The sequence below is a fragment of the Sulfitobacter sp. HI0027 genome (genome assembly GCF_001634775.1).
In the GTDB taxonomy this organism is placed as follows: Bacteria; Pseudomonadota; Alphaproteobacteria; order Rhodobacterales; family Rhodobacteraceae; genus Sulfitobacter.
On the sequence record NZ_LWER01000002.1, the window covers coordinates 1 to 11,569 of the forward strand.

The following is an 11,569-nucleotide window of genomic DNA, read 5'->3' on the forward strand; positions in this document are numbered from 1 at the left end:
CGCCGAAAACAGAGCCGAGGAAAGCGCACAGAGGGGGCGAGACGAAGGCCAGCACCAGAACACCCACGGCAGCCATCCCGTGGCGGCTGCGCGCGCGCAAGACAACGATGAAGAGCAAAGACAGAGCGGCCAGAATGAGCGGGTCGAAGTTCCAGCGAAACCAAAAATCCTCCGGCCCCGGTGCCGGTCCACAATAGGTTCGGATCCAAGCATCGCTGAACAAGGTTTATTTTCCCTTCCGTCGTTCCCTGACAGGAACGCTGCGCGCGGGCACATCGTTCCGAACGAATTGAGGCGCGGTTGGGTTTCCCCTCGGCCCGATCAATTTTCCTTGACCCCCGGTAAAAGCGATCCAGCTTCTATCACAGGGTGCATTACGCCCTGAGGCTACATGCATCACTTGGAGGGGTCACTTGTCTTTTCCGACGCGCCGCAAAATTCTGAAATCCCTGCTGTTCGGCGGCACCGCCATCGCCGCCCCTTCGGCTGTCTTCGGTGCGATCTATGGCCGGGGCGAGGGGATGCCTTGGGAGCCCCTGAAGGGCCAGCCGCCGTATTACGGCACCCGTGAGGATCGGTTCTTTACCCCCGACGAACGCGAGGCCGTCGCCGCGATCTGCGCGCGGCTGATCCCATCGGATGGGGAAGGGCCGGGGGCGACCGAGGCTGATGTGATCACCTTCCTCGACCGGCAGATGGCGGGGTTCTATGGCCGTGGGCAGCATTGGTACATGAAGGGCCCCTTCCTCGAAGGCACGGCGACCCAAGGCTATCAAAGCGAACACCCCCCGGCAGAGCTTTACCGCCACGCGCTTGCCGAACTCGACGCCTATTGCCGCGCACAGCAGGACTCCGGGTTTGCCGCGCTGAGCGCGGCGCAACAGGACGAGATCCTCAAGGGGATGGACGATGAGGAAATCACCTTCGACGGAGTCTCGGCCAAGGCGTTCTTTGACCTGATCCTAAAAAACACCATCGAAGGCTATTTCGCCGATCCAATCTACGGCGGCAACCGAGACATGGTGGCTTGGCACTACGTCGGCTTTCCTGGCACCCGCTATGATTACCGCGATTTCGTGGGCCACAACGGCGCGCGCATTGATCTGCCGCCGGTCAGCCTAATGGGCCGTCCCGGCTGGAACAGCTCTGAATAAGACACGAGGTGACACGATGACGAAACAGCTTCCAAAGGTCGACGTGGTTCTGGTCGGTTTCGGCTGGACCGGGGCGATCTACGCCGAGAAGCTGACTGCCGCCGGGATGGAGGTGCTGGCACTGGAACGCGGCCCGTGGCGCGACACGCCCAAGGATTTCGCCACCACCTTTGCGCAGGACGAGCTACGCTATTACTGGCGCCACGGCATGTTTCAGGAAGCCTCGCAATCCACCGTCACCTTCCGCAACAATGGCGCACAGATCGCGCTGCCGATGCGGCATTGGGGCTCTTTCCTACCGGGCAACGGCGTGGGCGGCTCGGGCGTGCATTGGAACGGGGCGACGTACCGTTTCCTGCCCTCGGATTTCGTCGCGAAAAGCCATAACGAAGAACGCTATGGCCCGCTGCCAGAAGACATAACGGTGCAGGACTACGGCGTCACCTATGAGGAATTGGAGCCGCATTTCGATTATTTTGAGAAGATCTGCGGCATTTGCGGCACGGCGGGCAACCTGCGGGGCGACATCCGTGAGGGAGGCAATCCCTTCGAGGGGGCGCGCAGCGACGAATACCCCAATCCGCCGATGCAGATGACCTTCTCGCAGGATCGGTTCGAAGCGTCCGCGCGTGAGCTTGGATTAAACCCATTCCCGTCACCTTCGGCGAATATGTCACGCGCCTATGTCAATCCGTTGGGGTTGCAGCTGGCGCCCTGCACCTATTGCGGTTTCTGCGAAAAACACGGCTGTGGCAACTATTCCAAATCTTCGCCGCAGACCACGATCATCCCGGTTCTGATGAAGCGGGAGAATTTCACCCTGCGCACTGATTCCGAAGTGCTCTCAGTCGAAAAGTCCCCCGACGGCTCCCGCACCACGGGGGTCACATACGTCGACACCAGCGGCGAGGAATTCTTCCAGCCCGCCGAGGTCGTGGTGATCTGTGCTTACCCGCTTGAGAACGCCCGGCTGATGCTCTTGTCCGATATCGGCACGCCCTATGATCCGCAGACCGGTGAAGGCGTGGTGGGCAAGAACTACTGCTATCAGGTGATGTCCGGCGCGACGGTCTTTTACGATGAGGAATATACCAACGGCTTTGTCGGCGCGGGCGCGCTCGGCATGGCGGTGGATGAATACAACGGCGACAATTTCGACCATTCCGGGCTGGGCTTTATCGGGGGCGGCTATATCGCCTGCTATACCACCAACGCCCGGCCCATCGAAAGCCATCCGGTGCCTGAGGGCGTGCCGGGCTGGGGCAGTGAATGGAAACAGTCGGTCCGGGCCAATTTCCTCAAGACCACCACCGTGGGCGTGCACGGCGCCTCGATGGCGCATCGCAGCAATTACCTCGATCTTGATCCCACCTATACCGACCGACATGGCAGGCCGCTCTTGCGCATGACCTATGATTTCACGCTGAACGACCGCCGGCTGACTGCCCATCTCACCCCGGTGGCCGAAGAGATTGCCCGAGGCATGGGCGGGCGCGAGGTCAACGTGGCCGAGCGCAAGGGATCCTACGACTCGATGCCCTATCAAACCACGCATAACACCGGCGGCACGATCATGGGGACCGACCCGCAGACGAGCGTCTGCAACCGCTATTGTCAGAGTTGGGACCTGCACAACCTCTTCGTCGCCGGGGCAGGGCTGTTTCCCCAAAACGCGGGCTACAACCCGACCGGCACCGTGGCGGCGCTGGCCTATTGGTCGGTCGCGGCGATCATCGATCAATATATGGCCGATCCCGGCCCGCTGGTGCAGGCATGAAGCGGCTGGCCCTGATCACCGCCCTCTGCGGCGCGAGCCTTGTCCCGGCTGAGGCGCAGGAGCTTGCCTCCTCCGAAGTGGAGCGGGGCCGCTACCTGACGCAGGCGGGCGACTGCAAAGCCTGCCACACGGATATCGACAACGACGGCATTCCCTTTGCCGGGGGCAGGGCGCTAAAAACACCTTTCGGCACGATCTATTCCGCCAACCTCACCCCGGATGACGAGACCGGGCTGGGCCGCTGGTCGCGCGAGGATTTCTACAATGCGTTGAACGAGGGGATCGACGACGAGGGGCGGCACCTCTACCCCGCGATGCCCTATCCCTATTTCACCCTGATGACCCGGCAGCAGACCGATGCGATCTTTGCCTATCTGCAATCGCTCGAACCGGTGCATGTGGAGGAAGAGGAAAACGATCTGCCGTTTCCGCTTAACATCCGCATGTCGGTGAGCGGCTGGAAGCTGTTGTTCTTCGAGGACGAGGAATTTGTGACCGACCCGGACCGTTCCGAGGCATGGAACCGTGGCCGTTTCCTCGTCGATGGGCCGCTGCACTGTGGCGGCTGTCACACCGGCAAGAACATCCTCGGTGCAAGCAAGGACGATGAATACCTGCGCGGCGGTACGCTGGAGAATTGGTTCGCCCCGAACATCCGCGGCGGTGAGAACGGCGGCATTGCGCATTGGAGCGAGGACGACATCTTCGAGTTCCTGAAATACGGACGCGCCAAACACACCGCCCCGATGCAGCGCATGGGGGAGGTTGTTTCGATCTCGACCCAGTTTCTGGAAGAGAAAGACCTGCGGTCCGTCGCCACCTATCTCAAAACCCTCGACGACACGGCGCGCGCGTCGGAAGAGGCCCCCGAGACGGCGCGAATGGAGGCCGGGGAAGGGCTTTACTTCGACAATTGCGCCGCCTGCCACGTGGCCGATGCCTCGGGCGTGCCCTATTTCTTTGCGCCGCTCAGCACGTCGAACAAACTACACGCCAAGGATCCTTCGACCGCGATCCGTGTCATCCTCGGCGGCGCCCGCGCCCAGCCGACCGAAACGATCCCCAGCATGCTGGCCATGCCACCCTTTGCGTGGAAACTCACCGACGCGCAGATCGCCGACTTGCTGACCTACCTGCGCAATACCGGGGACCGCCAGAGCGGCGCGGTCTCGGCGGAGGCCGTGGCCGAGATGCGCGAATATCTAGCTAAGGAATATTGAAGGTGATCCGATGAGAACTGCCGAGCCGTCCCTTGTCGCGAGATTGAGCCTTGCGCTGTGCTTCTCGGGCGCGGCGATGTCGGAACCGCTCTATCTTGGCGAAGTGGAATACAATACCGATGACCGCGTTGTCATGATTGCGATCGTAGAGCATTGTGCTGGCCTGCAGGCAGAGGTTGAGGCAGCAGAAATCGCCGGGCTTTCAAGAGATGATGACGAGGGCATTAAGGAAGCTGGTGCAGAACAGCCAAAGCCTTTCGCCAACTCCCGCGGAATTACAGTAGACCGCCTTGCTTCAGGTAACGGGACGGGCGAACTGCCGGACCTCTCTCTCGTATCTGCGAGGGACTGTGCCGCGGCTGGCATTATCTATTAGGGGAAAGCCGCCATTTTTTTCTGGGGGGGGGCGCCTGCAGACGTTAAGGGCCGCTTTCGGCTAACTCAGCGTCCCCCAACGGGGGCAAAACGACCGGATATGCATAAAGATAAAATGGAGGCGAGTACCGGATCCGCTACCATTTTTCTAAGCCATTGGAAGGCTTGAACAATCGAGTGCGAGGTTGAGTTGTGTGTCGCACTTTGTGTCACACTTATGCTGTATAGGTTGTGTTTTTGTCAACTTCTGGATGTTCTGTCAGGGACTTTGCTTTCCGCCCATCGGTGGCCCAAATGCCGTTTGTCTTTCCAATTGTCCTATAGTGAGGGCGGGTCACGTTTTGGCGCTTCTTTCCCTCTATAGTTGGTGCGGATGCCGATCCCGCCTAGCGCTTCTTTTGTCCTATGATGGGAGCGGGTCGCAAGACGGGGCGTATCCCTGCCGTCGCGGGTGGGGTATGGGGGAAGTTGGCCCGTGGTGATGTATGGATGGGGTCACAAAAAAATGCTTTGAGATTTTATGATAACCGATGAACCCAAGTCCGCTCTTGCTTTGAAGGCGCAGGCAATGGCCGCGAAGTTGCTAAATCAGCTAGGGGACCACTCATGCGCGTTTGAGCCATATCTGGTTGTATCAAATCCCGAGGCGCAAAACCTCCTCGACTTGCTGATGGATGACGTATGCGCGGCGTGGACTGCTACCTTTCCCAAGCGCAAACCAAGCACTTCCACGCAACAAAAGTTTTGGGACTGTGGCAGTGCAATCCTTGTGAACCTGATGCGGGCCGAGTGCAACAGATGGCCAACGACAATAGGCATGTATCGCAGTAAGGGGGCATTGGATCGGGAGCGGCGATATCGGCCTAAGTTTATGACCGCAGATCGGTTCAGAACCGTGCAAGACTGGCTTATCAAGTGCGGTCATATCGACATAATGCAAAGTGGCTTCAACCTTCCGGGCTATAGTCAGACAAGTAGGTTTGCCTTGACCAAGGAAGGCGCACGGGAACTGCAAGTCGATGATTGGACTTTTGCTGACTTCACAGTGGACCGGGGCCGAGAGTCCATTCGCTTGAAAGATCTGAATGACCGTTTGTGCGGATATGGCGACACGCCCGAGACTGTTGCCATGCGGGAGAGGTTGGACGAGATCAATGCGAAGTTAGACGCGACCGACATCGAAACGACGCGTCCCTTAACGATCCACGACCGAAAGCCCGAATATCAGGGTCTCAAGGTACGCCTGCACCGTGTGTTCAACCGGGGCAACTTCAGTCACGGTGGCCGCTTTTATGGCGGCTGGTGGCTGAACGTTAAAAGCCGTGTACGCCCCGGGATCACGATAGACCAGCAACACACTATCGAAGCAGACTTCAGCGGCTTCAACCCGGCGGTGCTGTTGGCGGAGGCGGGCCAGCCCATACCGGAGGACCCCTATTCTCTTTTAGTAGGAATGAATGCGCCGGATGACCTGCGCGACCACGCCAAGGCCACGCTTGCCGCCTTACTCAACACTAAGACAGGCGCAACAGAGGAGCCTCGCAACTTCGACCGTGCTAGGTGGGGCATGACGGCTGAGGACTTTCGCGCGAAGGTGCTAGATGCCTTCCCGATGGTTCCCGCTTTGCTTGCCACATGAAGCTGCAGCGACTGGAAAGCGATCTAGCAGAGGCAGTCATGCTGCACTTTGTCAGACAGGGCCATGCGATCCTGCCCATCCATGATGCTTTCATCGTGCAGGCCCATCTTGAACGGGAACTGGTGGAGGTGATGAAGGACACTTTTAGGGCGCGGCTGGGGCAGGCTCCACATGTCAAAGTCAGCCGGTCCTATGCCCTGCGCTGACGATCCCTTATAAGATCAATGTTCCCATTACTGGGGCAAATAGGGGACCGCTGGATTTCCCCTGTCCCTTCAGGCACAAAGGGCGAAAAGACCGACACAGGGGCGACCATCCATGCAGAATCTTCTCGATGACCTGACCGCGCTTCTCCAAGCCGAACAGGCGTTTATCTCGGATGGGGCGATCCTCAAGAATGTGGTGATCGAGGCGGCGCTGAACATGGATGCGCGGCTGCTGGAACTGCTGATGCAGTCCGACACGATCAAGGATCATTTCTTTACGCCAGTGGCGGGGCGCTGGTTTTCGACAAGGTGAAGTTTCAGGGCTTTGTGTCCAACAAAGCCTTCCTGCCCGACAGCTACACGGCCTTCAAGAACCGGATCGGTTTGACCGATGGGCGCGGCGATTATCTAAGCCAATCACGCGACGTGGTGCTCACGTGGCCTTACAAGGATTGCGTGCTAGAAGGCGGCATGACGAAAGAAGATCGGGGCCGCAACGAGGTGTTCTGGAACACGACGCTGGCCCCGGACGACATCACGCGGCTGTTTGAACCCAAGGTGCTGACTGGCTGGGAGCGCTGGGACGGCGAGGCCGTGGCGGCGGGCAAGGCCAAGCCCGTCGGCGAGGTGTCAGAGGATGACAACCTGCTGATCAAGGGCAACAACCTGCTGGCGCTGCATTCGCTTAAAGCGCGCTATGCGGGCAAGGTGAAGCTGATCTATATCGACCCACCTTATAACACCGGCAATGACGGGTTTCGCTACAATGACCGCTTCAACCATTCGGCTTGGCTGACCTTCATGCGGAACCGGCTTGAGGTGGCGAAAAAGTTGCTAAGCCGAGATGGGGTGATCTTCGTCAACTTGGATGATGGAGAAGCGCACTATTGTAAGGTGCTGATGGACGAGGTGTTCGGCAGAGACAATTTTATAGCCAACATCGTCTGGCAGAAAGCGTACGGTCCGCGCAGCAATGCGACAAACATATCGTCGTCGCATGATCATATTTTGGCTTTCTCCAAAAGCTATGAAAACATTGAATTTGGATTAGTCGAACGTTCCGATGCTCAAAAGGCGAAGTACACCAATACGGACAACGATCCCCGCGGAGATTGGAAGCCAGAAAATGCCAGCATTAGCTTGCTCTCAGGGCAGCGAGGTAAGCAATATGCAAAGACAGGTGTAAGTGAAAACATCTTCGAGATTGTTGCACCTAACGGTACAAAACACTTGCCTCCCAAGAACCGCTGCTGGGCCTTTGGGCCAGAACGTTATAAAGAATTGATTGCGGACAACCGCATAGTTTTCGGATCAGATGGCAACGGCCGTCCCGCAATCAAGAAATTTATTTCCGAAATTATGCAGGGGACTATGCCACAGACCGTTTGGGAGTACGGTGAGGTTGGTCACAATCAAGAAGCTGCGCGAGAACTTGATGCTTTAGACTTGGGAGGCGTTTTTCAAACTCCTAAGCCAGAAAGGCTGATCCAGAGAATACTTCACATAGCAACCAAGCCCGGTGATTGCGTTCTTGATTTCTATTCCGGCTCGGGCACAACCGCGGCGGCAGCACATAAAATGGGAAGAAAGTGGATAGCCGTTGAGCAAATGGACTACATCCTTGATTTGCCCGGTTCACGCCTAAAGAAAGTCATCGACGGGGAACAAGGCGGCATATCCAAAGCTGTCGAGTGGCGAGGCGGCGGATCGTTTGTATATGCAGAACTCGCAGCATCCAACTCCGCCTTTGCTGACCGGATCGAAGCGGCCTCGGACATGGCAGCGCTGCAAACCATCCATGCCGACATTCTGGCCACCGGCTATCTGAGCTATGACGTGGACCTGAGCGCCTTCGACACCGACGACTTCGCCGCCCTCCCGCTGAAAGGCGCTAAGCGAGTGTTGATGGACTGCCTTGATGCCAACCACCTCTATGTCAATCTCGGTTCCCTTGGCGATGCGGACTTTGACATTGCGGAAGACGACAAGTGCGCGACCCTTTCTTTCTATGGGCTGGACCAATGAGCCAGACGCTTAACGAACAGATTGATGCGGTTGTTAAGTTTGGGATGCTCAAGGCAGACATCCCCGTTGACATCACGGGCAACCTTGCGCCGCAGATCGCGTTGCGCCCCTATCAGCGCACCGCGCTGGAGCGCTGGCTTTTCTATATCGACAAGTACGAAGCACGCCCGAAGGCCCCGCACCTTCTGTTCCACATGGCCACGGGCAGCGGCAAGACGGTGTTGATGGCCGCGCTGATCCTTGACCTTTACCGGCGCGGTTATCGCAACTTCCTGTTCTTCGTGAACTCTGCCCAGATCATCGAGAAGACTAAGGATAACTTCCTCAACCCAGCATCGGCCAAACATCTGTTCGCGCCGACGGTCCGCATTGATGACAGGCTGGTGGACATTCGCGCAGTCGATACCTTTGACGCGGTGTCGGGCGATGCAATCAACATCCACTTCACCACCATTCAAGGGCTGCACACTCGGATGCAGGCCCCAAAAGAGAATGCCGTCACGATAGAGGATTTCCGCGACTACAGGGTGGTGATGATCTCGGACGAAGCGCACCACCTGAACGCCGAGACCAAGAAGACGCTGACAGTTGGCGAGAAGGAAGACAAAGCCAGTTGGGAAGGCACGGTAGGCCAGATTTTCAGCCAGCACCCCGAGAACATGCTATTGGAGTTTACCGCAACCGTGGACCTGAGCCACGAGGCGATACGGGCAAAGTATCACGACAAGATACTGTACGACTATTCGCTACGGCAGTTCCGGGAAGACGGTTATTCCAAGGACATCGAGTTGCGGCAGGCCGATTTACCGCCCGACGCCCGAATGATGCAGGCGATGGTCCTGAGCCAGTACCGGCGCAAGGTGGCTGAGGCGCATGGACTGCATTGCAAGCCGGTGATCCTGATGAAGTCCAAGACGATCAAGGACAGTGGCGATAATGAGGCTGCGTTCACGGCGATGGTGGCGGGCTTAACTGGTGAGGCGCTGGACGCGCTCAGAGCGGTCTCTAAGGGCGATGAGACCCTTTCGCGGGCCTTTGCGTTCATCATGGACGAACGGGCCATGAGTGGCGCGGATTTCGCCCGTGAGCTACAGGGAGATTTTGCAGCCGAGAAGGTGGTGAACGTCAACAACCCCAAGGATTTGGAAAACAGACAGATAGAACTCAACGCCTTGGAGGATCGCGACAACGAGATACGGGTGATCTTTGCTGTCGATAAGCTGAACGAAGGCTGGGACGTGCTGAACCTGTTCGACATTGTGCGCCTTTATGACACCCGCGACGGCAAGGCCAACAAGGTGGGCAAGACCACGATGGCCGAGGCGCAGTTGATCGGGCGAGGGGCGCGGTACTTTCCGTTTGTCGCCCCGGACCAACCGGACGCGGCCCGGGAAAAGCGCAAGTATGACAGCGCCGTAGACCACCCGTTGCGGGTGCTGGAAGGGCTGCACTACCACTGTTCTCACAATCCGAAGTACATCCAAGACATCCGCAATGCCTTGCGGGAAACCGGGATGCTGGATGAAACCGCTCGGACGGTGAGGTTGCGGCTCAAAGACAGCTTCAAGCAGTCCTCCCTATATGTGAGGGAGTACGTCTGGACTAATGACCGAGTGAAGAACCCGCGTGATGGTGTGGACGGACTGGACGCCTACAAGATCGAAGGCAGTTTCATTTATCCCAACTTGATGACGGGACGAGTGACAGAGGCCTCTGCCTTTGGCGGTGGTCAGTTGACCTTGATGCCGTGGAGCAAGGAACCTGTTACCCGCGACTTCAAACTGGCCGACTTTGGCAGGGCCATTCTGGGCTTTGCGCTGGACGCCAACGACTTCTTCCACTTCGCCAACGTGCGGGAGTATTTTCCGCAACTCGCCAGTGCATCGCAGTTTGTGACTTCGCACACCTATCTGGGCAGCGTGATAGTGAGCGTGCGCGGCTTGCCCGATGACTTAGACAACCTAACGGCACGGCAAAAGCTGGACATCACGCAATATGTCCTGCACCAGATCGAAAGCGGCGTGAAGCGCGAAAGTGTCGAGTATGTCGGCACCAAGGACTTCAAGCCCTATCCCATCAAGGACCGCTTCACCGACAAGGTGCTGAATCTGCGGGTCGAAGGCGAGACGGGTCTGAGTTGGGTGAAGGGTGAAAGCAACGTGCCGGGGCTGGACCAGATCGATCTAAGCGGCAAGGACTGGCACGCCTATGATGACAGTTACGGCACGGATCAAGAAAAGCACTTCATCAAGTACATGCACGATCAGGAAGCCCGGTTGCGCGGCGTGTATGACGACTTCTATTTGCTGAGGAACGAGAAGGCGGTGAAGCTATATGACTTCGACACCGGACGCGCCTTTGAACCCGACTTCGTTCTGTTTCTCAGGAAGAAGGGCCAAGAGGTCAGCACGATCTTGCAGCTATTCATCGAACCCAAGGGCGAGAAGTGGTATAAAGATGATAAGTGGAAGCAGGACTTCCTTGCGCAAGTGAAAGCCCAAGCACGACTTGAGACGGTATTTCAAGGCCGGGACTATACCGTTCTTGGATTGTCTTTCTTCAATGAGACCGGGCAGACCAATACTGACTTCAAAACGGCATTCGAGACTGAGGCGCTGGACGCATAGCCCGGTTAAATCTCCCTATATGTGAGTATCTGTCTAAATGCGGGGGGTGGTGACCTGCCACGGAACTCTCATCCAGCTGTGACTTGAGCCCGATTGATGTTTACGCCGATTGGCGCAGGTTGAGCAATCGCCCGACACGCGGAGCTTTCATCTCGCGTATCGGGGCGGGCGATTGCGGTGGTCAGGGTCCGCGCGTAGTCGGCCGGGGTCTGGTAATTCAAGGCCGAATGCGGGCGTTCGGTGTTGTAGTCGGTGGCCCATGCGGGGATCACGACGCGGGCATGTGCTAGGTTGCGGAACATGGTCTCGTTAAGTAGCTCGTCGCGCATCCGCCCGTTAAAGCTTTCGACGAAGCCGTTCTGCATGGGCTTGCCCGGCGCGATGTAGTGCCATTCGATCCGATGCTCGGAACACCAGCGCAGGATCGCGTTACTGGTTAGTTCGGTCCCATTATCGCTGACAATCATGCCAGGCTTTCCGCGCCGCTCGATCAATGCCGTCAGCTCGCGTACCACACGCCGTCCCGAAATCGAGGTATCCGGGATT

Annotated in this window: 10 protein-coding genes and 1 pseudogene; 9 read left to right on the forward strand and 2 right to left on the reverse strand. The window is 57.8% G+C overall.

The features are described 5' to 3' along the window. Positions 1–223 (reverse strand): annotated as a pseudogene (locus A3722_RS00170) (hypothetical protein); the annotation flags it as partial. A 190-nt stretch (positions 224–413) separates the two neighbouring features. Between A3722_RS00170 and A3722_RS00175 the strand changes: the two are divergent. The 9 genes from A3722_RS00175 (at position 414) to A3722_RS00210 (ending at position 11,023) form a co-directional block, all read left to right on the forward strand. After that, complete coding sequence (locus tag A3722_RS00175) at positions 414–1,154, forward strand: gluconate 2-dehydrogenase subunit 3 family protein (protein ID WP_150120101.1); 741 nt, start codon at positions 414–416, stop codon at positions 1,152–1,154. Between the two features lie 16 nt (positions 1,155–1,170). After that, entirely contained in the window at positions 1,171–2,931 is a 1,761-nt protein-coding gene (locus A3722_RS00180; RefSeq protein WP_067626742.1) for a GMC family oxidoreductase, read from the forward strand. Then, on the forward strand, positions 2,928–4,151 hold the full coding sequence (locus tag A3722_RS00185) for a c-type cytochrome (RefSeq protein WP_067626740.1): 1,224 nt from the start codon (positions 2,928–2,930) through the stop codon (positions 4,149–4,151). Before A3722_RS00180 ends, A3722_RS00185 begins: the two co-directional genes overlap by 4 nt. Before the next feature lie 10 nt (positions 4,152–4,161). Beyond that, complete coding sequence (locus A3722_RS00190) at positions 4,162–4,527, forward strand: hypothetical protein (RefSeq protein WP_067626738.1); 366 nt, start codon at positions 4,162–4,164, stop codon at positions 4,525–4,527. 519 nt (positions 4,528–5,046) lie between these two features. Then, entirely contained in the window at positions 5,047–6,165 is a 1,119-nt protein-coding gene (locus tag A3722_RS00195) for a hypothetical protein (protein WP_067626736.1), read from the forward strand. Next, positions 6,162–6,371 (forward strand): hypothetical protein, encoded by a 210-nt coding sequence (locus A3722_RS00200; RefSeq protein WP_067626733.1) that lies wholly within the window; start codon positions 6,162–6,164, stop codon positions 6,369–6,371. The genes A3722_RS00195 and A3722_RS00200 overlap by 4 nt, the downstream gene beginning before the upstream one ends. 112 nt (positions 6,372–6,483) lie before the next feature. Continuing rightward, on the forward strand, positions 6,484–6,684 hold the full coding sequence (locus A3722_RS22915) for a hypothetical protein (RefSeq protein ID WP_082849296.1): 201 nt from the start codon (positions 6,484–6,486) through the stop codon (positions 6,682–6,684). Next, positions 6,681–8,396 carry a site-specific DNA-methyltransferase gene (locus A3722_RS00205; protein WP_082849297.1) on the forward strand — a complete coding sequence of 572 codons (1,716 nt, stop codon included), beginning with the start codon at positions 6,681–6,683 and terminating at the stop codon, positions 8,394–8,396. The genes A3722_RS22915 and A3722_RS00205 overlap by 4 nt, the downstream gene beginning before the upstream one ends. Next, a complete protein-coding gene (locus A3722_RS00210) occupies positions 8,393–11,023 on the forward strand; it encodes a DEAD/DEAH box helicase family protein (RefSeq protein ID WP_067626731.1) in 2,631 nt (876 codons plus the stop codon). The genes A3722_RS00205 and A3722_RS00210 overlap by 4 nt, the downstream gene beginning before the upstream one ends. 68 nt (positions 11,024–11,091) lie before the next feature. Here the strand turns inward: A3722_RS00210 and A3722_RS00215 are convergent. After that, the coding region (locus A3722_RS00215; RefSeq protein WP_150120383.1) for an integrase core domain-containing protein at positions 11,092–11,569 on the reverse strand (478 nt) is incomplete at its 5' end.

What these genes read in the sequence shown, in the direction of transcription:
- A3722_RS00180 (WP_067626742.1), top strand. Translation starts at nt 1,171, where the DNA reads ATGACGAAACAGCTTCCAAAGGTCGACGTGGTTCTGGTCGGTTTCGGC.
- A3722_RS00185 (WP_067626740.1), top strand. Translation starts at nt 2,928, where the DNA reads ATGAAGCGGCTGGCCCTGATCACCGCCCTCTGCGGCGCGAGCCTTGTC.
- A3722_RS00190 (WP_067626738.1), top strand. Translation starts at nt 4,162, where the DNA reads ATGAGAACTGCCGAGCCGTCCCTTGTCGCGAGATTGAGCCTTGCGCTG.
- A3722_RS00195 (WP_067626736.1), top strand. Translation starts at nt 5,047, where the DNA reads ATGATAACCGATGAACCCAAGTCCGCTCTTGCTTTGAAGGCGCAGGCA.
- A3722_RS00200 (WP_067626733.1), top strand. Translation starts at nt 6,162, where the DNA reads ATGAAGCTGCAGCGACTGGAAAGCGATCTAGCAGAGGCAGTCATGCTG.
- A3722_RS22915 (WP_082849296.1), top strand. Translation starts at nt 6,484, where the DNA reads ATGCAGAATCTTCTCGATGACCTGACCGCGCTTCTCCAAGCCGAACAG.
- A3722_RS00210 (WP_067626731.1), top strand. Translation starts at nt 8,393, where the DNA reads ATGAGCCAGACGCTTAACGAACAGATTGATGCGGTTGTTAAGTTTGGG.